The organism is Tomitella gaofuii (genome assembly GCF_014126825.1).
GTDB lineage: Bacteria > Actinomycetota > Actinomycetes > Mycobacteriales > Mycobacteriaceae > Tomitella > Tomitella gaofuii.
Genome location: NZ_CP059900.1, coordinates 2,881,189 through 2,904,416 on the forward strand (window position 1 = coordinate 2,881,189; position 23,228 = coordinate 2,904,416).

22 protein-coding genes and 1 pseudogene are annotated in these 23,228 nt (G+C 71.8%); 11 read left to right on the top strand and 12 right to left on the bottom strand.

Annotated elements, in window-relative coordinates; translation table 11 throughout:
* Positions 1–9: 9 nt before the first annotated feature.
* The 4 genes from hisD to nadA form a co-directional block, all read right to left on the bottom strand.
* Positions 10–1,368 carry a histidinol dehydrogenase gene (gene hisD / locus H4F70_RS13325; RefSeq protein ID WP_182357525.1) on the bottom strand — a complete coding sequence of 453 codons (1,359 nt, stop codon included), beginning with the start codon at positions 1,366–1,368 and terminating at the stop codon, positions 10–12.
* Positions 1,369–1,527: 159 nt separating this feature from the next.
* On the bottom strand, positions 1,528–2,412 hold the full coding sequence (gene nadC, locus H4F70_RS13330) for a carboxylating nicotinate-nucleotide diphosphorylase (RefSeq protein WP_182357526.1): 885 nt from the start codon (positions 2,410–2,412) through the stop codon (positions 1,528–1,530).
* On the bottom strand, positions 2,409–4,085 hold the full coding sequence (locus H4F70_RS13335) for an L-aspartate oxidase (RefSeq protein ID WP_182357527.1): 1,677 nt from the start codon (positions 4,083–4,085) through the stop codon (positions 2,409–2,411). The genes nadC and H4F70_RS13335 overlap by 4 nt, the downstream gene beginning before the upstream one ends.
* Positions 4,085–5,137 carry a quinolinate synthase NadA gene (gene nadA / locus H4F70_RS13340; RefSeq protein WP_182357528.1) on the bottom strand — a complete coding sequence of 351 codons (1,053 nt, stop codon included), beginning with the start codon at positions 5,135–5,137 and terminating at the stop codon, positions 4,085–4,087. The genes H4F70_RS13335 and nadA overlap by 1 nt, the downstream gene beginning before the upstream one ends.
* A 144-nt stretch (positions 5,138–5,281) precedes the next feature.
* Between nadA and H4F70_RS13345 the strand changes: the two genes are divergently transcribed.
* Entirely contained in the window at positions 5,282–5,962 is a 681-nt protein-coding gene (locus tag H4F70_RS13345; RefSeq protein ID WP_182357529.1) for an NUDIX hydrolase, read from the top strand.
* Positions 5,963–6,025: 63 nt separating this feature from the next.
* On the opposite strand, the gene H4F70_RS13350 is transcribed toward H4F70_RS13345, so the two are convergent.
* Entirely contained in the window at positions 6,026–6,613 is a 588-nt protein-coding gene (locus H4F70_RS13350; RefSeq protein ID WP_182357530.1) for a hypothetical protein, read from the bottom strand.
* Positions 6,614–6,689: 76 nt separating this feature from the next.
* On the opposite strand from H4F70_RS13350, the gene H4F70_RS13355 reads away from it, so the two are divergent.
* The gene (locus H4F70_RS13355) at positions 6,690–7,283 is read left to right on the top strand and encodes a hypothetical protein (protein ID WP_182357531.1); all 594 of its coding nucleotides are present in this window, start codon (positions 6,690–6,692) and stop codon (positions 7,281–7,283) included.
* A gap of 77 nt (positions 7,284–7,360) precedes the next feature.
* On the opposite strand, the gene H4F70_RS13360 is transcribed toward H4F70_RS13355, so the two are convergent.
* On the bottom strand, positions 7,361–7,978 hold the full coding sequence (locus tag H4F70_RS13360; RefSeq protein WP_182357532.1) for a DUF2567 domain-containing protein: 618 nt from the start codon (positions 7,976–7,978) through the stop codon (positions 7,361–7,363).
* Positions 7,979–8,132: 154 nt separating this feature from the next.
* Here H4F70_RS13360 and H4F70_RS13365 point away from each other — a divergent pair, with 154 nt between their 5' ends.
* Positions 8,133–9,821 carry an HNH endonuclease signature motif containing protein gene (locus H4F70_RS13365; protein ID WP_182357533.1) on the top strand — a complete coding sequence of 563 codons (1,689 nt, stop codon included), beginning with the start codon at positions 8,133–8,135 and terminating at the stop codon, positions 9,819–9,821.
* Between the two features lie 83 nt (positions 9,822–9,904).
* Here H4F70_RS13365 and H4F70_RS13370 read toward each other — a convergent pair whose 3' ends face one another.
* Positions 9,905–10,519: a hypothetical protein gene (locus H4F70_RS13370; RefSeq protein WP_182357534.1), complete on the bottom strand. Its 615-nt coding sequence runs from the start codon at positions 10,517–10,519 to the stop codon at positions 9,905–9,907.
* Between the two features lie 131 nt (positions 10,520–10,650).
* On the opposite strand from H4F70_RS13370, the gene H4F70_RS20925 reads away from it, so the two are divergent.
* Positions 10,651–11,235, top strand: coding sequence for a DapH/DapD/GlmU-related protein (locus H4F70_RS20925; RefSeq protein WP_182357535.1), 585 nt, complete (start codon positions 10,651–10,653; stop codon positions 11,233–11,235).
* Here H4F70_RS20925 and bsaP read toward each other — a convergent pair whose 3' ends face one another.
* Positions 11,236–11,511 carry a biotin synthase auxiliary protein BsaP gene (bsaP, locus tag H4F70_RS13380; protein ID WP_235681108.1) on the bottom strand — a complete coding sequence of 92 codons (276 nt, stop codon included), beginning with the start codon at positions 11,509–11,511 and terminating at the stop codon, positions 11,236–11,238. It lies immediately after the preceding gene.
* Positions 11,508–12,524 carry a biotin synthase BioB gene (gene bioB, locus H4F70_RS13385; RefSeq protein WP_182360405.1) on the bottom strand — a complete coding sequence of 339 codons (1,017 nt, stop codon included), beginning with the start codon at positions 12,522–12,524 and terminating at the stop codon, positions 11,508–11,510. Before bioB ends, bsaP begins: the two co-directional genes overlap by 4 nt.
* A gap of 179 nt (positions 12,525–12,703) precedes the next feature.
* Here bioB and H4F70_RS13390 point away from each other — a divergent pair, with 179 nt between their 5' ends.
* The 7 genes from H4F70_RS13390 (at position 12,704) to H4F70_RS21200 (ending at position 19,884) form a co-directional block, all read left to right on the top strand.
* Positions 12,704–13,324, top strand: a complete 621-nt coding sequence (locus H4F70_RS13390; RefSeq protein ID WP_182357536.1) for a TetR family transcriptional regulator — start codon at positions 12,704–12,706, stop codon at positions 13,322–13,324.
* Positions 13,325–13,384: 60 nt separating this feature from the next.
* Positions 13,385–14,395: an ATP-binding cassette domain-containing protein gene (locus H4F70_RS13395; RefSeq protein WP_372497593.1), complete on the top strand. Its 1,011-nt coding sequence runs from the start codon at positions 13,385–13,387 to the stop codon at positions 14,393–14,395.
* Positions 14,392–15,222 carry an ABC transporter permease gene (locus H4F70_RS13400; RefSeq protein ID WP_182348604.1) on the top strand — a complete coding sequence of 277 codons (831 nt, stop codon included), beginning with the start codon at positions 14,392–14,394 and terminating at the stop codon, positions 15,220–15,222. Before H4F70_RS13395 ends, H4F70_RS13400 begins: the two co-directional genes overlap by 4 nt.
* Positions 15,223–15,392: 170 nt before the next feature.
* The gene (locus H4F70_RS13405) at positions 15,393–17,027 is read left to right on the top strand and encodes a class I adenylate-forming enzyme family protein (RefSeq protein ID WP_182360407.1); all 1,635 of its coding nucleotides are present in this window, start codon (positions 15,393–15,395) and stop codon (positions 17,025–17,027) included.
* A 62-nt stretch (positions 17,028–17,089) separates the two neighbouring features.
* Entirely contained in the window at positions 17,090–17,671 is a 582-nt protein-coding gene (locus H4F70_RS13410) for a peroxidase-related enzyme (protein WP_182357537.1), read from the top strand.
* 55 nt (positions 17,672–17,726) lie between these two features.
* On the top strand, positions 17,727–19,193 hold the full coding sequence (locus tag H4F70_RS13415) for an alanine/glycine:cation symporter family protein (protein ID WP_182357538.1): 1,467 nt from the start codon (positions 17,727–17,729) through the stop codon (positions 19,191–19,193).
* A 43-nt stretch (positions 19,194–19,236) separates the two neighbouring features.
* On the top strand, positions 19,237–19,884 hold the full coding sequence (locus H4F70_RS21200; RefSeq protein ID WP_372497594.1) for an IMPACT family protein: 648 nt from the start codon (positions 19,237–19,239) through the stop codon (positions 19,882–19,884).
* Between the two features lie 38 nt (positions 19,885–19,922).
* On the opposite strand, the pseudogene bioD reads toward H4F70_RS21200, so the two are convergent.
* The 3 genes and pseudogenes from bioD to H4F70_RS13435 form a co-directional block, all read right to left on the bottom strand.
* Positions 19,923–20,603 (bottom strand): annotated as a pseudogene (gene bioD / locus H4F70_RS13425) (dethiobiotin synthase); the annotation flags it as partial.
* Positions 20,600–21,790, bottom strand: a complete 1,191-nt coding sequence (locus H4F70_RS13430; RefSeq protein WP_182357540.1) for an 8-amino-7-oxononanoate synthase — start codon at positions 21,788–21,790, stop codon at positions 20,600–20,602. The gene H4F70_RS13430 and the pseudogene bioD, both read right to left, overlap by 4 nt.
* Positions 21,791–21,853: 63 nt before the next feature.
* Positions 21,854–23,161, bottom strand: a complete 1,308-nt coding sequence (locus H4F70_RS13435) for an adenosylmethionine--8-amino-7-oxononanoate transaminase (RefSeq protein ID WP_182360408.1) — start codon at positions 23,159–23,161, stop codon at positions 21,854–21,856.
* Positions 23,162–23,228 lie beyond the last annotated feature (67 nt).

Consider the following 23,228-nt stretch of genomic DNA (forward strand, 5'->3'; position numbering starts at 1 on the left):
CGTGGAAGGTCAGTTGCGGGGGGACGGCGGCGCGAAGCGCAACCGCACCGCCTCGCCGTGGGCGGGCAGGTCCTCGGCGTTCGCCAGCGCGATCACCTGATGTCGGACGTCCGCCAGCGCCTGTTCGGAGTAGTCCACCACGTGGATGCCCCGCAGGAAGGTCTGCACGCTCAGGCCCGACGAGTGCCGCGCGCACCCCGCCGTGGGCAGCACGTGATTGGAGCCGGCGCAGTAGTCGCCCAGGCTCACCGGCGCCCACGGGCCCACGAAGATCGCGCCCGCGGACCGGACACGTGCCGCCACCGCGCGCGCATCGCGCGTCTGGATCTCGAGGTGTTCGGCGGCGTAGGCGTCGACCACGGTGAGGCCCTGCTCGACGTCGTCGACCAGCACGATCCCCGACTGTCGCCCGGACAGGGCCGTCGCGACGCGTTCGTCGTGCCTGGTGGTGGCCAGCTGGGCGTTCACCGCGTCGTCGACCGTGTCCGCAAGGCCGGCCGAGGTGGTCACGAGCACGCTGGCGGCCATCACATCGTGTTCGGCCTGGCTGATCAGATCCGCCGCGACGTGCACGGGGTCGGCCGTGTCGTCGGCGAGGACCGCGATCTCGGTGGGCCCGGCCTCGGCGTCGATGCCCACCACCCCGCGGCACAGCCGCTTGGCCGCGGTGACGTAGATGTTGCCAGGGCCGGTGATCATGTCCACCGGGGCGAGATCGTCCGTGCCGTCGACCGTCGCAGTGTCCGTGCCGCCGTAGGTGAGCAGCGCCACGGCTTGCGCGCCGCCGACCGCCCACACCTCGTCGACGCCCAGCATCGCCGCCGCCGCCAGGACCGTCGGGTGCGGGAGCCCGTCGAACTGCGCCTGCGGCGGCGAGCACACCACGAGCGAGCCGACTCCGGCCTCCTGGGCGGGCACCACGTTCATCACGACCGACGACGGATACACGGCGTTGCCGCCGGGCACGTAGAGCCCCACCCTCTCCACGGGCACCCAGCGTTCCGTCACCGTGCCGCCGGGGACCACCTCGGTGGTGACGTCGGTGCGGCGCTGGGCCGCGTGCACGGTGCGTGCCCGCGCGATCGACGTCTCCAAGGCATCACGGACCGCCGGATCGAGATCCGCAAGGGCCTTGTCCAGCTGCGCGCGCGGGACGCGGATCGTCCCAGGCCGGACACCGTCGAACTTCTCGCTCAGGTCCAGTGCCGCCGCGCTGCCGCGCTCACGCACGTCGTCCACCACCGGTTGCACCCGATGCAGCACCGCGTCCACATCCACTCCGCCGCGCGGCAGCTCGGAGCGCAGCCGTGCGCGTGAGGGGGTGGCGCCTCGCAGGTCGAGACGTGCGAGCTGTACGCGGGCGGGCATTCTGATCCTCTCGGGAGGTGGCGTCTCATTCGGGGCGTGCACCGGCCGGGGCACGCCGACGGGTCACGGCGCGCACGGCACCGGTGAACACCCAGGATAGACCGCATCGCGCGACCGCCTGCGCCGCCCTCACCGCGGCCGGGGCCGGGCGCGATCCCGTCACATGTCGAGGCCCAGGTCCAGCACCCGCACCGAATGGGTGAGCGCGCCGACGGCCAGATAGTCGACGCCGGTCCGCGCGTAGTCGGCCGCGGCCTCGATGGCCAGACCGCCCGACGACTCGAGCCTGGTCTCCGGCGACGCACCGTCGCGCCGCTGCACCGCGATCTGCGTCTGCCACACCGGGAAGTTGTCCAGCAGCACCAGCTCGGCACGCTCGGCGAGCACGGCGTCGAGCTGTTCGAGGGTGTCCACCTCCACCTCGCAGGCCACGCCCGGCGCCGCCGCGCGCACGGCCTGCAGCGCGTCCACCACCGACCCGGCGGCCGCCACGTGGTTGTCCTTGATCAGCGCCTGGTCCCCGAGCCCCATCCGGTGGTTGACTCCGCCGCCGACGCGCACCGCGTACTTCTGCAGGTCGCGCAGGCCTGGCAGCGTCTTGCGGCTGTCGCGGATGCGGCACTCGGTTCCCTCGACGGCCGCCACCCACCGGGCCGTCTCCGACGCGATCCCGGAAAGGTGGCACAGCAGGTTGAGCATCGTGCGCTCCGCGGTGAGCATGCCGCGCGTCGGCGCGTCCAGGCGCAGCACCTCCGTGCCGGGCGCGACGGCGGTGCCGTCCTCGGCCCGGGCGAGGACACGGTACCCGTCCGGGCCCAGCACCTCGTCGAGCACGAGCAGCGCCACGCCGACGCCCGCGACCACGCCGTGCTCACGGCTCACGACAGCCGCCTCGCCGCGCGCGTCGGCGGGGATCGTGGCGTCGGTGGTGACGTCCGGCCCGTAGCGCAGGTCCTCGTCGAGGGCGACGCGGATCAGCGTGCGCGTCGCCTCCACGTCGTACCCGTGCTCCGCTGCCCGTGCGTCGGCGTCCTGCGTCGTCATCTGTCGGCTCCTGCGGTCTCGAGGCGGAACTCCATTGCCGGCCCGCCGGTCGGGGAATCGGGCAACACGGGACGGGGCATCGCACCCTCCCCCTGCTCGAACACGATGCTGCGCGCCCATTCCGGGCGTGCCGCGGGATGGTCGTCCCGAGTGTGACAGCCGCGGGTCTCCGTCCGCAGCTCCGCCGCCGTCAGCACCGCGGCGGCCGCTATCGTCAGCGCGGCGTCCTCGGCACCGGACCGGGTGCGCACGATCGCGGGCCGCGCCGCCGTCGTGATCCCGGCCGCGGCGGCGGCAAGGCCGTCGGCGGAGCGTGTCACGGAGCAATGCGCGGTCATCATCTCCTGCACACGTCCCCGCGGCGCTGCGGGGGCCAGCCGGAACGCGGCGTCGAGCACCTCGGGGTTCATCGCCGCCCGCCCCACCGCCGCGAGCCCGGCGCGCTCGCCCACCACGAGCCCCTCGAGGAGGCTGTTGGAGGCCAGCCGATTGCCGCCGTGCAGGCCGGTGCGCGCCACCTCGCCCGCGGCGAAGAGGCCGGGAACCCCGGTGCGCCCGTGCACGTCGGTCACTACGCCTCCGCAGGAGAAGTGCGCCGCGGGTGCGACGGGGATGCGGTCCGCCGTCGGGTCTACCCCGATCCGGCGGCACGCCGCGGTGACCGTGGGGAACCGCGCGGCGAAACCCTCGACGGCGCGGGCGTCGAGGAACACGTGCGCGGCCCCCGTCTCCCGCATCCGCGCGGCGATGGCACGCGCGATGACGTCGCGCGGCGCCAGGTCGCCCATAGGGTGCACGCCGTCGGTGACCGAACGGCCGCGTGCATCGACGAGCACCCCGCCCTCTCCGCGGACCGCCTCGCTGACGAGCGGGCTGCGCCCCTGCGCTCCGGGGACATACAGCGCCGTCGGGTGGAACTGGACGAACTCGAGGTCGGCGGCCTGCGCCCCGGCGTCGAGCGCCAGGGCGATCCCGTCGCCGGTGGCCGCGGCCGGGTTGGTGCTCACCGAGAAGAGGCGGCCCAGGCCGCCGGTCGCGAGCAGCACGGACGGCGCATGCACCACGCCGTGCCCGTCCGCGGTCACGACCAGCACGCCCGTCACCCCGCGGTGGTCGGTGCACACCCGCAGCACCGTCGCACCGGTGACACGGGCGATGCCGGGCTCCCCCGCGCCGCAGGCGGCGTCGAGGGCCCGCTGGACCTCCGCTCCCGTGGCGTCTCCGTGCGCGTGCAGGATCCGGCGCACCCGGTGGCCGCCCTCGCGCGTCGCCGCGTAGTCGCCGTCCGGGGCGCGGTCGAACTCTGCGCCGGATTCGACCAGCCAGGTGAGCACGCGCGGGCCGTCGGCGACGATCGACTCGACGGCCGCACGGTCGCACAGCCCCGCACCCGCATCGCAGGTGTCGTCGGCGTGCGCGTCCGGAGTGTCGTGTCCCGCCCGGGCCACCGCGACGCCGCCCTGGGCGAAAGCCGTGGACGTGTCCGCCGACGCATCCGTGCCACGTTGCGGTGGGACGCCCTTCTGCAGCACCAGGACCGCGAGCCCGCGCCGGGCCGCCGCCCGCGCCGCGCTGAGCCCGGCCGCTCCGCCGCCGACGACGACGAGATCCGCGTGCGCCTCCCACTCGACCGTGGGCACGGCCGGGCCCACGGCCCGGCCGGCACCGGTCATCACTCCCCGCTGCCGGGGTTGCCGTGCTCGATCATGCGCTCGACCGAACGCCGGGCGGCGTCCGCCGTCTGCTCGTCCACGTGCACCTCGTCCGCGCCCGCGGCGAGGCTCCGCAGCAGAGCCGCGGGCGTGATCATCTTCATGTACGGGCACGCGGCGCGGTCGTTCACCGGCTGAAAGTCCACCTCCGGCGCGGCCTTGCGCAGTTGGTAGAGCATGCCCACTTCGGTGGCGACGAGCACTTTCTTGGCCGCCGTCTGCGACGCCTGGTCCAGCATCCCGCCCGTGGACAGGATCTTCACCCGCTCCTCTGGAACGGTGCCCTCGCCGGCCAGGTAGAGCGCCGACGTGGCGCAGCCGCACTCGGGATGCACGAACAGCTCGGCGTCGGGGCTGGCCTCCACCTGCGCGGTGAGCTCGTCGCCGTTGATCCCGGCGTGCACGTGGCACTCGCCCGCCCAGATGTGGATGTTGTCGCGGCCGGTCACCCGCTTGACGTGGGCGCCCAGGAACTGGTCCGGCAGGAAGAGCACCTCGCGGTCCGGGTCGATGGATTCGACCACGTCGACCGCGTTGGACGACGTGCAGCAGATGTCGGTCAGCGCCTTCACCTCGGCCGTCGTGTTGACGTAGGAGACGACGACGGCGTCAGGGTGCTCGGCCTTCCACTCGCGCAGGTCGGCGCCGGTGATGGAATCGGCCAGCGAGCAACCGGCGCGTTCGTCCGGGATGAGGACCGTCTTCTCCGGGCTGAGGATCTTGGCCGACTCGGCCATGAAGTGCACGCCGCAGAAGACGATGGTCTGCTCGGGCGCCGCGGCCGCGGCGCGGGCCAGGGCCAGCGAATCGCCTACGTGGTCGGCGATGTCCTGGATGGCCGGCAGCTGGTAGTTGTGCGCAAGGATCGTGGCGTTGCGCAGCTTCGCCAGGCGGCGGACCTCCGCGGCCCACTCCGGTCCTGCCTCCACCCCGGTGTAACCGCCAGGGCCGTCGACGATCCGTGCGGCCAGCTCCGATTCGAGCCGCACCGGCTGGGTCAGCGTGGTCGTCATGGCTTCACTCCTCACCGAAAGATGCCGCGGGGCATCGCACGTGCCGCCCGCACGGTCGGTGAACCGACGCGGGCCCGGTCTGGGACCGCCCGTGCGCAGAGGCGCGTTTGAAGGCGGTCGGGTTTTCGACTTACAATCGAAAACATGCCACATGATAGCACCATGCAGCACGAGGTACTGGTCGCGGTATTCCAGAAACGCGGTGACGAGCTCTGCGTGCTCCTGTGGCAACGCGCACTCGCACCCGAGTCCGGCACCTGGTCGCTGCCTGGCGGGGCACTCGGCGCCGACGAGGATCTGCCCGCCTCCGCCACCCGCCAGCTGGCGGAGAAGGTCGACGTGCAGGAACTGGCCCACCTCGAGCAGCTGTCGGTGTTCAGCGACCCGCACCGCGTACCCGGGCCGCGCACCATCGCCTCGACGTTCCTCGGGTTGATCCCCTACCCCTCCGATCCGCACCTGCCGCCCGACACCCGCTGGCATCCGGTGTCGGACCTGCCGCAGACGAGCTTCGACCACGGCGTCGTCCTCCGGCACGCGCGCCGCCGCCTGGCCGCCAAGCTGTCCTACACCAACATCGCGTTCGCCCTGGCCGCCGAGGAGTTCACGATGTCGGCGCTGCGCGACCTGTACACGTGCGCGATCGGCCATGCGGTGGACACCACCAACCTGCAGCGCATCCTGCGCCGCCGGGGAGTCATCACACCGACGGGGAGGACCGCGCCCCCGGGGCGCGCAGGCGGCAGGCCCGCCGCGCTGTTCCGGTTCACCGAATCGCGGTTGCGGGTGACGGACGAGTTCGCGGTGCTGCGTCCTCCGGTGTGAGGCGTGCGAGCGCACAGCGCATCGGCCGGTGCCGCGCCGTGCTGACGCCGCCGGCCCCGGTCCTCACCAGTCGAGCGCACGTTCATAGCGGAACCAATGACCGTCGAGCGGCTCATGGGTGCCGTACGACGGTTCCGGCGGGCCGTCCACCGAGTACGCCCATCCCTGCTCGAGGTTGAACATCGTATTGCGGGCGTCCACGAAGTACACGTCTCCCGACCGCACATACACCCTGCCCACCTCGAACCGACCGATCCTGAAACCATCTGGGCTCGTTGGCATTCCGGCGTCCAGCGCCTGCATGGCCGCAGCGTCGAACTCCGGGCGCGCATCGGCGAACTCCGGAGGCACGACGACGAGCGCGACCGTCGACCCGAGAGCCGTGACGACCGGCCACAGAAGCTGCCACCACGACCAGGACCGACGGTATCCGATCGTGTACACCGTCGAGATCGCCCAGCACAGAGCCGCCAACGCCAGCATCGCCCAGCCTGCTGCCGCAGTGAACATCCAGGCGAAGCCCCGCGGCCACCAGTGCCCCATCGAGAGGAGAAGCAGAATCAGCGCGGCGGCCGTACCGGCCATGGTGACCGCCCACCTGACGTGGTGCCCGCGTTCCTGCGCGACGCGACGGCCCGAAAGTCTTCTCACAGCCGACATCCTTGCCGATACGTGCGACATTTCCGACGACGATGAAGGATCGTCCGCATGTCGTAACCTTTCCGCCGTGGCCTACGACGCGCTGGCGGAGAGCATCGCGCTCATCGAATCGAGAACGCTCACGCCCGTCCTTCGGCTGAGCCGGCGCCGCCGATTCGCCGCGATGGCCTTCGACGTGGACGGCGACGTCGCCGCCACCATGTTCCTGCGCCGCGGCGCAGGCCGCGTGCACGAGGAGATCCACATCCTGACTCTGCGCGGGTCCACCTGGCATCTTCTCGGCGGCGGCGGAGCGGCTGTGAGTCTCGATGACTGCGAGGATCTCCTTGCGGAACGGCCGTCCACGCCGCCCCTGGCGACGACGAGTTCCTCCAACGCTCTCCACGGCATCAGCCGGCGGACGATGACGGCGGGAGGTTCGGGACGGATTCGAGACGACGCCGGACGCGCCGGGCCCCGGGCGTGGCGGGGACGATGGATCGGCTACTCCACGGTGCTGGCGAGTCGGCGCGTCGAGTGGGTGCGAGTCGACGACCGCACCATCCCCGTCCCCTGGCACGGCCGGGTGCTGATCGCCCGGAGAGACCGCCGCCCCCTGAACGTCGTCGCGTTCGACGCCAACGCGACGGAGCTCGGTCTGGCTCGACTACCCGAGACATGACGGAGACAGCAGAACCGGTCCCAGCCTCGCCTGCCGTCGGCGTCGGCGTCGGCGAAATGCCTACTGCCACTCCCGGATCACGGTGTGATCGACGATCCGCCGCAGCCATGGTCGGCCACCGACCGTGCGGGGCCCGGCCCGGCGCCCGACTCGGAACCGTCGCCTGTCGGCGTCACCGGCTGCGCCCCGCCTGATCCCAGGTCCGCGTCCGGAGCGAGCAGCACGGCGACCAGATAGACCAACCCCGCGGCCAGCGGCTGCATGACCAGAGCGATCCACAGTTCCACCGACGGCGCCTGCACCACCACCTGCCCCACCATCGAGTCCAGCGCGGACGCCCCCGGCCAGTCGAACCTGTTCTGCGCAATCAGGTCCCCCATGCCCGCCGCGAGCCACGCGCCGGCCACTCCGCCCACGATCACCGCCACTGCCGTCAACGGTCCGCGAATGCTGCGCCAGGCCCAGGCGGCCGCGCCGGTCACGACACCGACGACCACCGAGATCCACACGAAGATCGCCAGCGCGTCGAACTCGTGGTTGGCCGACATGTCCACGGACAACAACAGTCCACCATGGGCCACCACCTGCGTCCGCCCCGGTGCCAGCAGGCCCCAGACGACGCCGCCGAGCACCCCCGCGAGTGCGCAGCCGATGCCGACGAGAGTGGCGCCCCGCGCGGGCGAGAAAGTCCTCACCCGGCCAGCCTAGAGGGTCAGTCGCCGACGACGTCGACGGCGCGGCGGGGTGCCCACGCTCCGCACATTCTGGGCCCGCAATTCCACATCAGAACACTCTTGCGATCGAATGCGTGTTCCTCAATTCCCGTATGCAAGGGGATCGGGGGATGCCATGGGGTTGGACACGCAGGAGAGCGCAGCGCAGGGGCACGCGGCGCGGCGGACCGTTTTTGAGCAGGCTGCAGCCAGCGACACCTGTGTCCTCGACGGGAACGCCACCGTGGTGGGGCCCGATGCGTCACGGCGTCGCGACAACATCGGATCATTCGCCGAGCTGGTGATGGCGCCGCTTTCCGAAGGGCTGTGGCAGCACTCCGAGAAAGAGCTGGGCGCATGGACCGCCGAGATCGCCGCCTGGGAACTGTCCCTGCAGGTCGGGAAGCTGCGCATCTGCGCCGAGCAAGTCACCCGTCGCACCGACGTCCTCGGTCTGAGCGAGACCCGCGCGATCAACCGCACCGGCGACGAGCTCGCCGCACGCAGCCGCATCGGCACCGGCAGCGCCCGTTCCACCGTCGTCTTCGCCGTCGCCGTGTCCTCCCGCCCCGCCGTACTCGCCGCCATCGCGCGTGCCGAGGCCACCGAGGCACAGGCCAAGGCGATCCTGCGGCTGATCGCCTCGCTGCCCGAGGACGACCCCGATTCCATCGCGTTGGCCGACCAGATCGAGGCGGTGCTCCTCGACACCGCCCGGTCCTGCCGCAGCGCCCAGTCCGGTGCATTCGCCGACGCGGTCACCAAGTTCGACGCGGTCCTCAACCCCGACGGCACGCCGCCCGCCGACGACCCCGAACGCAACGAGTTCTCCGTCGCCCGGTTGCTCAACGGCCGCTACCGCGTCCGCGGCGACGTCGACGCAGAGACCGGCGAGCAGATCCACGCCGCGCTCTCCCCCCTGTCCGCACCGCGGCCGGAGGACGACGGCACCCGCGATCGCCGCGGTGCCGCCCGCCGCCGTGCGGATGCGCTCGCAGAGATCATCCGCCGGTACCTGTGCGGCCTCGGCCCCGACGACCAGCCGGATTCTTCCAGCGGAGCCCCCGCGGGAGACGCCCCAGGTGCGGAGAACACCGACGGCGGGAGCACCGCCGGCGATGCGGACGAATCCGCCGACGGAGCGGGGACCACCGCTGCCGACGAGCCGGCGGAACGCTCCGGGGGCAGCACCGACCACGGCCGTGGCCGCCCGCAGTGCGAGGTACTGCCGGGAGGCAACGCCCGCCCCCAGGTGCACGTGCACATCCGGGCCCGCGACCTCGCCGACCTGCCCGCCGACCAGGACCAGCTGCTGTCGCTGCTGCGGCAGGGGCGGGTCCACGACATGTTCACGCTGCTGCAGTCCGGCTGGACCGGACACCACGGCACCATGTCCACCTCCGTACTGCGGCGGATGGCGTGCGATTCTGCCGTCACCCCCATCCTCATCGACGGCCGCGGCACGCCCCTCGACCTGGGCCGCACCGCACGGCTGGCCTCCCGGGCACAGCGCCGCGCACTCGCGGCCCGCGACCACGGCTGCGCATTCCCCGGCTGCACGCGGCCCATCGCCTGGACCGACGCGCACCACATCATCCACTGGGCCGACGGAGGGCCCACCGACCTCGACAACCTCGTCCTGCTGTGCACCGCGCACCACCGGGCCGTGCACAACGACGGCTGGGACATCGCCATGTCGGAGCACCGCCGGCCCGTGTTCCGGCCGCCTTCCGGCATCGACCCCTTCCGGCGGTGGATCGACCACGAGGGGCTCACCACGGCGGAACCCGACGGGCCGCCCGACATCCACGGCAGTGCTCCATAGCCCCCAATAACGCCCCCACAGCCCCCTGACGCCGAACCCCCGCGCCGCACGGCGACACGGGGGCAGGGGTGCGCGCGCAGGCCTCAGCGGCGCCCGACGTCGGTCGTCTTCTCCGCCACTGCGGTCAACAACGCGATCACGAGTATCCCCAGGAACGCGTTGAGCACCGCGGTGATCAGCCGCGCCACCCAATCGGTACCGCTGAGGAAAGGCAACACCACGGCCGCGAACACGAACAGACCCGCGATCCAACGGAAGAACGTCAACGGCGACGGAACCAGGTTGAGGAACATCCACAGGACGGCGCCGGCGACCAGCCCGCCCACTCCCCCGATCAGCGCCGAATCCCACGGGTCCTGCTCCCCGTCCACCCACGCCGAACCGAGAGCGTGCGAGGTGTAGACGGCGTTGATGATCGCAGTGACGACGAACCCCGCCACCGCCGCGACCAGCGCCGTGGCCACCGCGCCCGCCGCGAACTGCGCGTGATCGATGACGGCGCCGTTCGGCGACTTCTCCGGACCTCCACCCGGCGCGGCCCGTCGCCCCGTCCCCTCGTTTCCGGCGGGACGTCCCGCGTAGGCCTGCGTCTCATACGCCTGGGTCTCGTACCCGCGATCGCGGTATTCGGGCCCCTGCGGATACCCCTGCCCCTGATAGCCATGCCCCCGGTATTCGCGGCCGTAGTTGTCGGTCATGAGTTCCCCGTTCCCGTCGACACCATGCCCCGAGGATAAAGAACCGCACGCGGATAAAGAACCCGCCGCGCAGAACCCGCCGGCGCGTGTCGGAATCATGCCCGCCTGCCACGACGTGCCATGATCGTTCGATGCGCGACCAGCGACTGATCCGACGGCGCACACCCGAATCACGGGCGGTCGCCGAGCGGACGCAGACCGTGATGGAGCTGACGTCCCGCCTGAACACGCTGCTCCACAGCGACATCGAGGCCCGCACTGCGCTTCTCGACCGGATCCTGGGGCGCCCTGCGCCGGGCACATTGACCCTCTACCCGCCGTTCTACTGCGACTACGGCCTGGGGCTGGAGTTCGGCGAGCACGTGTTCGTGAACCAGAACTGCTCGTTCTACGACATCGGGGGAATCGCCATCGGCGACCGGGCGATGATCGGCCCCGGGGTCACGCTGACCACTGCCGGTCACCCGGTGGAGCGGGCCCGGCGATACGACGGGATCACCGCCGCACCGATCGTCATCGGCGCGGACGTCTGGATCGGCGCGAACGCCACGGTGGTGCCGGGCGTCCGCATCGGCGCCGGCTCCGTCGTCGCCGCGGGCGCCGTGGTGGCGAAGGACGTCCCTGTCGATCACCTCGTCAGCAGCGCCGGCCACATCGCGCGACGCGACCTCGCATCCGCCACCACGCCGCGGGCACGTCGGCCTCCGACACCCTGATCAGCGCAGGTCCAAGGCCGAAGAGTCCACCCGCCCATGCCGGGAGCACTGCGCCCACCAGCCGTCGGGCCGCACCTGCACCACCATGCGCCGCGCGCACACCCCGCAGTACCGCGGCGGCTGCAGGCATTCCGCCACCCGCCCGGCGAGCCCCGCCGCCTGTGCTTGCGCACCCGACTCGATCTCCGCACCCGTGTTCACGTCGAACCGCTGCGCGCCCACGTCCAGCGGGCCGCCGACGAGCAGCTCGGCGCCGGACCCCTCCGCGATGATCACAGCGTCGCGTTGAGCGCCTTGACGGGCATGGTCAGCTCGCCCAGCAACGCGAGGTCCGTCTCCGGCGGCCGGCCCAAAGTGGTCAGGTAGTTGCCCACGATCACGGCGTTGATGCCGCCGAGAAGGCCCTTGCGCGCGCCCAGGTCGCCCAGGGTCAGCTCCCGGCCGCCGGCGAACCGTAGCATGGTGCGCGGCAGAGCCAGCCGGAACGCGGCGACGGCGCGCAACGCATCCGCCGCCGGCATCACGTCGAGGTCGCCGAACGGGGTTCCGGGGCGCGGGTCGAAGAAGTTCAGCGGCACCTCGTCGGGCCCCAGGGCCGTCAGGTCCGCCGCGAACTCCGCCCGCTGCTCGAGGGTCTCGCCCATCCCGAGGATCCCGCCGCAGCACACCTCCATCCCCGCGTCGGCCACCATGCGCAGGGTCTGCTCCCGTTCCTCCCACGTGTGGGTGGTGACGACCTGCGGAAAGTACGACCGCGCCGTCTCCAGATTGTGGTTGTAGCGGTGCACGCCCATGGCTGCGAGCTCGTCGACCTGCTCCTGCGTGAGCATGCCCAGCGAACACGCGATCTGGATGTCCACCTCGTCCCGGATCGCCTCGATTCCGGCCGCCACCTGCGCCATGAGCCGCTCGTCGGGCCCGCGCACCGCGGCGACGATGCAGAATTCGGTGGCGCCGCTCTTCGCCGTCTGCTTCGCGGCCTCCACCAGGCTCGGGATGTCCAGGCGGGCCGCACGCACGGGCGAGGCGAAGAGCCCCGACTGCGAACAGAAATGGCAGTCCTCGGGGCAGCCGCCGGTCTTAAGGCTGATGATGCCCTCCACCTCGACTTCCGGCCCGGCCCACTTCAGGCGCACCTCGTGGGCCAGCTCCAGCGCCTCGTCGAGGCGTTCGTCCGGAAGCTGCAGCACACGCAGCACCTGGCCCCGGTCCAGCGGTTCGCCGTCGCCGAGCACCTGCGCGCGGGCAACGGCAAGGATGCCGCCGTCGGCGCGGTCCGGGGCGTGCACAGGGGCCGCCGTCGCTTCGGTCACGAAGTCTCCTCAGGTCGTCGCGTGGTCGATCACCGCCGGGCGTCCGTCGCACCCACGGCTACTTGAACGCTGTACAAGTTGTACGTCGTTCAAGTTAGGGCGCGGATGGGTAGGGTGTCAAAGGGCCCGGTCCGCGACACTCAAGGAGGCAATCCATGCAGCTGCGCCGCCACGACGTGCTCGCGGGCGCCATCGCGATTCTCGACGAGTACGGCCTGGCCGACCTCACGATGCGCCGTCTCGCGTCGTCACTGGGCGTGCAGCCGGGCGCGCTGTACTGGCACTTCCCCAACAAGCAGACGCTGCTGGCGGCCATCACCGACGAGATCCTGGCGGCAGCGGCGGCCCCGCGATCACCGACGGAGCAGTCACCGGCAGGAGCCGGTGCCGAGTGGGACGATGCCCTCGCCGCGCTCGCCCGCCGGATGCGCGACGCACTCCTGTCGCACCGCGATGGCGCGGAGGTCGCCTCCGCCTCCTACGCCGCACGCCTGGCTTCGGACGCACCGCAGGCGGCGCTGGCCGCCGAGTGCATCGACGGCGGCCTCCCCGCTCCTGAGGCCGCGATGGCCGCCCGCGCGCTGTTCTCCTACATCCTCGGGCAGACCATGGACGAACAGTCGCGCATACAGATGGATTCGCACGGGGCGCTGGAGGAAACGGCTTCGCCGTTGTTCGAGTCCCCCACCGCCGCCGAGGGTTTCGAGTACGGATTGGGTTTGTTCATCGGCGGCGTCCGCACACTCCCCGCCGCGCGCGATCTGCGGTTATCCTGAATCGGACGCCCGCCCGAGGCCGCCGTGACGCGCGGCCCTGCACTCCCCGTGGAGCACCCTGTGGCACCGATGATCGAAGCCCATGACCTGGTGAAGAAATACCGCGACGTGACAGCGCTCGACGGACTGGATTTGGCGGTCCCCGAAGGCACCGTCCTGGGCCTCCTGGGACCCAACGGCGCCGGCAAAACCACCGCGGTGCGCATCATCTCCACCCTGCTCATCCCCGATTCCGGCACGGTGCGCCTCGCCGGCGTGGACGTCCTCGCCGAGCCCGACGCCGCCCGCGCGCGCCTGGGGCTGTCCGGCCAGTACGCCGCCGTGGACGAGCACCTCACCGGCTTCGAGAACCTCGAGATGGTGGGGCGCCTCTACGGCTTCCGCCGCAGACAGGCCCGTGCCCGCGCCCGCGAGCTGCTCGCCCAGTTCTCGCTCTCGGACGCCGCCGACCGCCCCTCCAAGACGTACTCCGGCGGCATGCGCCGGCGCCTCGACCTGGCCGGCGCCCTGGTGGCCGCACCCCCGGTCCTGGTCCTCGACGAGCCCACCACGGGCCTCGACCCGCGCAGCCGCAACGAGATGTGGTCGGTGATCCGCTCCCTCGTCGCCGACGGCACGACGGTCCTGCTCACCACCCAGTACCTGGAGGAGGCGGACAGCCTGGCCGACGACATCGTCGTCATCGACCACGGCCGCGCCATCGCCCACGGCACCGCCGACCGGCTCAAGCAGGACTTCGGCGCCGACCGCATCGAGCTGGTCGTCACCGACGCGGCCGACATCCCGCGGGCCCGCGCCGCCCTCGCCGCCGGGACCGCCGACGCGGTCCAGGTGGATGAGCCCACCCGCACGCTGGCGGTGCCGGCGCCGGGAGGCGCTGGGGCACTGATGGACACGCTCCGCAGGCTCGACAACGCCGGCATCGACGTGTCCGACATCGGCCTGCGGCGCCCCACTCTCGATGACGTCTTCCTCGCGCTCACCGGCCACGCGGCGCAAGAGGATACCGGGGTGCCGGACCCCGCTCCGGCCGGCCACGGCGGCCCGACGGCAAGCGAGGCGAACCGATGACCACGACGGCCCTTCCCACACCCCGCCGCGGCCGCACCCGCGTGTTCACCGATTCGGTGGTGATCGCCAAGCGCAACCTGATCAAGATCATCCGCGTGCCGGAAGTCCTGGTGTTCGTGCTGATCTCGCCGATCATGTTCGTGCTGCTGTTCGCGTACGTCTTCGGCGGAGCCATCGACCCGGGCGGCGGCGTGGACTACCGGGAGTTCCTCATCGGCGGGATCTTCGCGCAGACGGTGGTGTTCGGCGCCACGTTCACCGGGGCGGGACTCGCGGAGGACATGCAGAAGGGCATCATCGATCGGTTCCGGTCGCTGCCCATGTCGCGGTCGGCCGTGCTCATCGGCCGCACCGTTTCCGACATCGCCTACAACCTGCTGTCGATCGCCATCATGGCCGTCACCGGGCTGCTGGTCGGATGGCGCATGCGCGGCTCCTTCCTCGACGCGGTCGCGGGATTCCTGCTGCTGCTGGTCTTCTCATACGCCTTCAGCTGGATCATGGCCTACGTCGGCCTGCTGGTGCCCAGCGTCGAGGTGATCAACAACGCCTCGTTCGTCGTGATCATGCCGCTGACGTTCGTGTCCAACGCCTTCGTCCCGCTCGAGTCGTTCCCCACCGTCCTGCAGTACTTCGTGGAGTGGAACCCGGTCTCGGCGGTCACCCAGGCGGTGCGGGAGTTCTTCGGCAACACCAACCCGGCGATCCCCGTCTCGGACGCCTGGTCGATGCAGCACCCCACCGCCTACACGCTGTGCTGGGTGGTGCTCATCCTCGTGATCTTCATGCCGCTGTCGATCGGCCGATACAAGCGCGCCATCAAGTAGCGGCGCGGAACACAGCGGCGCGGAACACAGCGGCGCGGAGACATCCACGGGACGGACCGCGACCACCAAACAATCACCCATGCTTGTTTCTGGCAGACGACGCTGTTAGCGTCGGCACCGTCCGTGCCCCACGTCACATCCGGGGCCACCGAAGCACGCGTGAGGTGACGATGCGCCCCGACCTGTCCGGCATCCCCGAGATCGACATCAACCTGGCCACGCGCGTCGCCGCCGGGGATGCGCTGGTGCGCGCGGCCGCGATGTTCGGCTCGCGCACCGCGATCGTCGACGGCGATGCGACCGTCACCTATCGCACGCTCGACGCGGCGTCCGACGCGCTCGGGCACGCTCTCCTCGCCGGCGGACTGCACCGTCAGGAGCCCGTCGCGATGCTCATGCGCAACTCGTGGCGCATGGTCGCCTCGTATTTCGCGTGCGCCAAGACGGCACTGGTGGCGATGCCGGTCAACATCGCGCTCGCCCCGGACGACATCGCCTGGATCCTCGCGGACTCGGGCAGCCGCACCGTCATCGTCGACGACGATGCGCTGCCCCTGCTGCACGGTTTCCTGCAGCATCCGCCGGCGGGGCTGCGGATCGTCGTCGCCGGCATCGGCTCCGTTGATGGGCATCACGTCGAATCCTGGGACGAGCTCGTCGCCGCCGCCCCGGCCGGCCCGGTGGAGGTCCCCGTCGACGACAGGGACACCGTGCAATGCCTGTACACCTCCGGCACCACGTCACGGCCGAAGGGCGTGCTCACCAGCCATGTCGCGGTGGTCATCGGCGCCATGACGAACGCGATGCAGATCGGCCACCAGTGGGGGGACACCCCCTCGACGCTGCTCAACATGCTGCCGATGTTCCACACGACCGCACTCAACACCCTCGTCATCCCGGTGCTGTTCACCGGCGGAACCGTGGTGCTGCACGCTTCGTTCGACCCGGCCGCGGTCCTCGCCGACATCGAACGGCACGCCGTCACCCACACGATGGGCCTGCCGATGATGTACCGCGCGATGGTCGCGGCGCGTGGCGACGCCGGCCCCATCAGCACACTGCGCACCGCCGTGTACGCGATGGCGCCGATGCCCGCGGACCTGTTGGGCGACGTCGAGGCGCTGTTCCCGTCCGCGTCGGTGATCCTGGGCTCCGGGCAGACGGAGGTGGTGCCTGCGACGGTGCTGCAGTGGCCCGCCCACCAGCGCACCAAACCGGACTCCTGGGGGCCGGCAGTACCCACGGTGCGGACGGCGATCCTCGGCCCCGGCGGCGAACCCGTGCGCCCGGGTGACAGCGGGGAGATCGTCTATCGCGGCCCGCACGTGATGTCCGGGTATTGGAACAACGGACCCGCCAACCGCGAAGCGTTCGCGCACGGATGGTTCCACAGCGGCGACATCGGCCACCTCGACGACGAGGGCGTCGTGTGGTTCACCGACCGGCTCAAGGACATCATCAAAACCGGCGGGGAGAACGTCTCCTCGGTGGACGTGGAGCGTGTGGTGGCCGCCGTCCCGGGCGTCGCCGAGTGCACCGTCATCGGCGTTCCCGACGACCATTGGGGCGAGGCCGTGTGCGCCGTCGTGGTCGCCGACGGCCCGGCGTCCGCCCCGGATCCAGGCCCGGCCACCACCACGGCCGACGATCTGGCCGAGCGCGTCCGCTCCCACGCCCGCACGCACCTCGCCGCCTTCCAGGTGCCCAAACGGGTCCTCGTCGTCGACGAGCTCCCGAAGACCGCCACCGGCAAGGTCCGCAAGCACGCCGTGCGCGCCGGCCTCGACCGGCCCCGAACACCCTGAACCCCCCGCAGCCGGGAACGCATCCGACCATCCCACCACCGACGAACACCAGGAGCAGCACCGTGGACCAGCAGCCGCAACCGTTCTTCCCCGTCCCCCGCGAGACCGACCTGCCATCGGGCCTGCAGAAGCTCTTCGGCAAGGCCCGCGAGCAGATCGGCTTCCTGCCCAACGTCTTCCTGGCCTACGCGCGGCGACCGGAACGGTTCTCCGCCTGGTTCAACCACTTCCGCGAGGTGACCGCACCCACCGAGACCCTCGACGCGGCAGACAGGGAGATGATCGCGGTGGTGGTGTCCAACATCAACCACTGCACGTACTGCATGGTCTCGCACGGCTACTCGCTGGCGGAGGCGCTGGGCGACCGGGCGCAGGCGGACCTGATCTCGATCAACTGGCGGCACGCCGGGCTGGACCCCCGTCGGCGCGCCATCTGCGCCTACGCGGAGAAGCTCACCTCGGCGCCGGACACTGTCGAGAGGCAGGACCTCGAGGACCTGCGCGCGGCCGGTCTCACCGACGACGACATCTGGGACGTCGTCGAGATCGCGGCGATGTACAACTTCACCAACAGGGTCTCGTCGGCCATGGGCCACCGTCCCAACCCCGAGTACCACCGCCGGCCGCCCGCCGCCGCGGAATGAGGCCACCTGCCGGTTCGCCGCAGGTGGGGCCGATCACCTCGTTAGTATGTGCGGAATGGATTCCGTCGACGAGGCCATAGTCTGGTTCAACGACAAGTACGGCTATGTGCTGATCGTCCTGCTGGTCGGCGCCGGACTGTACTTCGGCGCCCGCACCGCCGTCGTGCAGCTCCGCATGCTCCCCGAGATGGCGCGGACGCTGCGCGAACGGCCGGCCCGCGCGCAGGGCGACACCGGCCCCGGCGCCATCTCCGCGTTCCGCGCGTTCTGCATCTCCGCCGCCTCCCGCGTGGGCACCGGCAACGTCGCCGGTGTGGCCGTCGCCATCACCGTCGGCGGCCCGGGGGCGGTGTTCTGGATGTGGCTGCTGGCCGTCATCGGCGGCGCCACCGCGTTCGTCGAGTCCACCCTGGGCCAGCTCTACAAGGTGCGCGACGGCCGCGACTACCGCGGCGGCCCCGCCTACTACCTCAGCCGCGGCATCAAGAACCGCAAGGCCGGCCTGGCGATGGCGTTCCTGTTCGCCGTCGCGATCACCTTCACCTACGGCTTCGTGTTCAACGCCGTGCAGTCCAACTCCATCACCAGTGCGTTCGAGCTGGCCGTCGGCTCGGATGCCGACTGGATGCCGGCCGCCATCGGCGTCGCGCTCGCCGTCCTGGCCGGCCTGGTCATCTTCGGCGGCGTGCACCGCATCTCCGGCGTCTCGCAGATCGTCGTGCCCGTCATGGCGGTGCTCTACGTGGGGATCGCGCTGTTCGTCATCGTCACCAACCTGCCGCACCTCCCCGCGGTGATCACCGACATCGTCGAATCGGCGTTCGGCATCCGGCAGTTCGCGGGGGCCGGCATCTGGGCGGCGATGATGCAGGGCATGCGGCGCGGACTGTTCTCCAACGAGGCCGGCATGGGCTCCACCCCCAACGCCGCCGCCACCGCGGCCGTGTCCCACCCGGTCAAGCAGGGCCTGGTGCAGACCCTCGGCGTCTACTTCGACACCCTCGTGGTGTGCTCGGCCACCGCGTTCATCATCCTGCTGTCCAACCCCGATTTCGGCAGCGACATCGAGGGCGTCCAGCTCACCCAGACCGCCCTGCAGGAGCACATGGGCAGCTGGGCCGCGCCCGTGCTCGCCGTGATCCTGTTCTTCCTCGCCTTCAGCTCCATCATCGGCAACTACTACTACGGCGAGACCAACATCGCGTTCTTCACCCGGAGCAAGGCGGTGCTGCTCGTCTTCCGCGTCCTCGTCGTCGGCTTCGTGTTCTTCGGCGCCATCGCGCAGGTGAGCCTGGTGTGGAACCTGGCCGACGTGTTCTCGTCGCTCATGGCCACGATCAACATCCTCGGGCTCTTCGCGATCGGCGGGGTCGCTGTCGTTCTGCTGCGCCACTACACGCGGCAGAAGTCCCGCGGGCTCGACCCGGTGTTCCATCGCGACGACGTCCCCGGGCTGCGGAACGTCGAATGCTGGGACGGCACCGACCCGGAGACCGCCCGCGAGCCCGTCGATGCCCGGTAGCCCGCAGTCTCCTCCCCCGCAGACCCCTCCGACGCCGGACGGCATGCCCGACGCGTACCTCGTGATCGGCCGCGACGTCGACGTGGAGACGGAGGTGCAGAGATCCCGGTTCCTCGCGCGCCTGCGCCGGGTCGAGGACGAGGACTCCGCACGTGACGTCATCGCCCGGGCGCGCCGCGAGCACCGCGCCGCCCGCCACCACTGCACCGCTTTCGTGATCGGCCCGCGCGGGCGCCTGCAACGGTCGAACGACGACGGCGAGCCCGCGGGCACCGCCGGGGCGCCCATGCTCGAGACACTGTGCGGCCGCGCGGTGAGCGACGTGGTGGCGGTGGTCACCCGCTATTTCGGTGGGATCAAGCTGGGCACCGGCGGCCTGGTCCGCGCCTACGGCGACGCGGTGACGGCGGCCCTCGACGCCGCGGGCACCCGCACCCGCCTGAGCGTGGAGTACCGGACGGCGACGGTGGCGGCGGCCGACGCCGGCAGGCTGGAGAACGAGCTGCGCGCCGGCGGGCTGCGCATCGTGGCCGTCGACTACGGCGTGGGCCCCGGAGGCGCGGACGCCGCCCTCACCGTCGCCGTGCCCGCCGACGACGCGCCCGGGTTCGGCGCGCTGATCGCGTCGCGCACCGGCGGCAGCGCCGCGGTGGAGCTGGCCGGGCACGGGTGGGTCGACGGCGACGGATAGGCCGACGACGTCGGGCGGGCATTGCTGCGCGGATCGCACCATCCCGGATCCCGCACATGCTGCGCCTCCGCCGCGAACTCCGCGCGCCCCATCGCGCCCGCGCCCGCGCGCAGCCCGCCGAGCACCGGCACCCCGGTCTGGGCGGGCAGGTCGCGAAGGTTGCACCGCATGGCCAGGTCGGGCGCGTCCGGCCAGGAACCGATGACCAGCCCCGCACACGGCACGCCCGCCGCGTGCAGCGCCCGCACCGTGAGGTCGGCGTGGTTGAGCGCGCCCAGCGCCGGGTCGACCACGACGACGGCAGAGACGTCTGCTCCCGCCTCGCCGAGCTCCGCGGCCACGTCGGCGAGCGTGAACCCGCCCGCGCCGAGCCGCACCAGCACGCCGCCGGCCCCCTCGACGAGCACGTGGTCGTGCCGGGCGTCGAGCCGCCGCACGGCGTCCACGACGTCCGCGCACCGCAGCAGCGGCATCCCGGCCCGGCGCGCGGCCGTGTCCGGCGCCAGCGGATCCGGATACCGGGCCAGCTCCACGGTGGTCACCGCGCCGGCGAGGCGCACGACATCCGCGAGATCCCCGGGCTCCCCCGGCCGCAGCCCCGTCTGCGCGGGCTTGCACACCGCGACGCTCCCGGACCGCGCGAGCACCGACGCGAGCGCCGCGGTGACGACCGTCTTGCCGACGCCGGTGGACGTGCCCGTGACGAACAGGATGCTCACGCGGACACCCCCGCTGCGACCGCCGTCAGCACGCCGCGTACGACGGTCATGTCCTCATCGGTGAGGTCGGCCCGCGCCGTCAGGCGCAGCCGCGAGGTCCCCGCCGGCACCGAAGGCGGCCGGAAGCAGCCCACGCGCAGCCCCCGGCCGGCGCACCAGCGCGCCGCGTCGACGGCCCGTTGCGGGTCGCCGAGCACGAGCGAGACCACCGCCGCCTCCGGGCGGTCCCCGCCGCAGATCCGCGCCAGCTCGTGCGCCCGGCGCAGCACCGCCGCGGCGCGCTCGGGTTCACGGCGCAGCACCCCGAGCGCCGCCCGCGCCGATCCGACCGACGCCGGCGCCAGACCGGTGTCGAAGATGAACGTCCGCGCGGCGTCGATGAGGTGCTCCCGCACGCGCGGATCGGCGAGCACGACGCCGCCCTGGCCGCCGAGCGATTTCGACAGCGTCGCTGTGACCACGATGTCCGGCACGCCGGCGAGCCCCAGTTCGTGCACCAGCCCGCGGCCGCCCTCTCCGCGCACGCCCAGCCCGTGCGCCTCGTCGACCAGCAGCATCGCGCCCCGCCTACGGCACGCCCGGTGCAGGGCGCGCAGCGGCGCCAGGTCCCCGTCGGCGCTGAACACGGAGTCGGTGATGACGAGCGCCCGGTCCTCGGCGCGGCCGGCCAGCTCCCGATCGACCGCGTCGGCGTCGGCGTGCGTGGTCACCACCACGCGGGCGCGGGAGAGCCGGCAGGCGTCGACGAGCGACGCGTGGCTGCCGGCGTCGGACACGATGAGCGCACCCCGGCCCGCCAGCGCCGTCACCGCGCCGAGGTTCGCCGTGTAACCGGAGGAGAAGACCAGGCCGGAACCGGCGCCGGCGAACGCCGCGAGCTCGCGTTCGAGCGCCGCATGCTCCTCGGTGGTGCCGGTGACCAAGCGCGATCCCGTGGAGCCGGCGCCCCAGCGCCGCGCCGCGTCGACCGCGCCCGCGATCACCTCGGGGTGGGCGCTCAGCCCCAGGTAGTCGTTGGAGGCGAGGTCTATCGCGCCGGAGCCCGCCCCGCGCGCACCCGCCGTGCGGGGCGCGAGCTCCCGGTGCAGGCCGGCGGCACGCCGGTGCGCGGACGCGTCATCGAGCCAGGCGAGCGGGTCCGCGCCGACCGACAGGGCCGGGGCATGTGCGTGTGTCTCGGTGGGCATGGACCCACCGTACACAAATTGAACGCCGTTCAAGTAGCAGGGTGTGCTGCCCAGACGTCCGGTTCAGCCCGGGACTTCTCCCTGCGACTGACTCGCTGCGGCCGCCACCATCGCGCCGGTGACGGTCGTCAGATCGTCGGGCGTGCTGATGTATGGCGGCATCGCGTAGATCAGAGTCCGGAACGGCCGCAGCCACGCCCCCGCGTCCACGGCGGCGTCCGTCGCGGTGGCCATGTCCACGGGCGAATCGAGCTCGATGACGCCGATCCCGCCGAGCACGCGCACATCGACGACGTTCGGCAGATCCCACGCCGGCGCCAGCCCCGCAGTGAGCCCGTCCTCCAGGTCGGTCACCTCGGTCTCCCAGTCCCGCGAGAGCAGAAGCTCCAGCGACGCCGCGCCCACCGCGCACGCCAACGGGTTGGCCATGAACGTGGGCCCGTGCATGAGTCCGCCCGCCTCGCCCGCGCTGATGGCACGCGCCAGCTCCGGCGTGCACAGCGTCGCCGCCAGCGTCATGTATCCCCCCGTGAGGGCCTTGCCGACGCACATGATGTCCGGACGTACGTCGGCGTGGTCGGCCGCGAACATGCGTCCGGTACGGCCGAATCCGGTGGCGATCTCGTCGAAGACGAGCAGCACGCCGTGCCGATCGCACGCGTCGCGCAGTGCCTGCAGGTACTGCGGGTCGTGGAAGCGCATGCCGCCGGCGCCCTGCACCACCGGCTCCACGATCACCGCCGCCGTCTCGTCCGCCTGCGCCGACAGCAGCAACTCCAGGTTCAGCACGTAGTCCGGGTCGTAGTCGCGCGGCGGCATCGGGGCGAAGATCTGCCGCGGGAGCACGTCCGACCACAGAGCGTGCATCCCGCCGTCCGGGTCGCACACGCTCATCGGCCCCATCGTGTCGCCGTGGTACCCGCCCCGCCAGGTGAGCAGCCGGTGCTTGCCCGGCCGCCCCTTGGACCGCCAGTACTGGATGGCCATCTTCATCGCCACCTCCACCGACACCGAGCCGGAGTCCGCGAAGAAGACCTGTTCGAGGCCGTCGGGGGTGACATCGGTGAGCAGACGCGCGAGCCGGGCGGCGGGTTCGTGGGTGAGGCCGCCGAACATCACGTGGCTCATCCGGCCCAGCTGCTCGCGCACGGCCGCGTCCAGGTCCGGGTGCCGGTAGCCGTGGATGGCCGCCCACCACGAGCCCATGCCGTCCACCAGCTCGCGGCCGTCGGCCAAGCGCAGGCGGGTGCCCGCCGCGCTGTCCACCACCAGCGACGGCGTCGACGGCGGGAACGCGCCGTAGGGATGCCAGATGTGCTCCGCGTCGATCTCGGTGATCTGCCGGGCGGTGAGCTCCGTCCGGGCCGCCATGCGCTCGTCTGTCACAGCGACGACCCTAACCAGACGACCCTCACCACCGGTCGGCGCACTGCGCGTC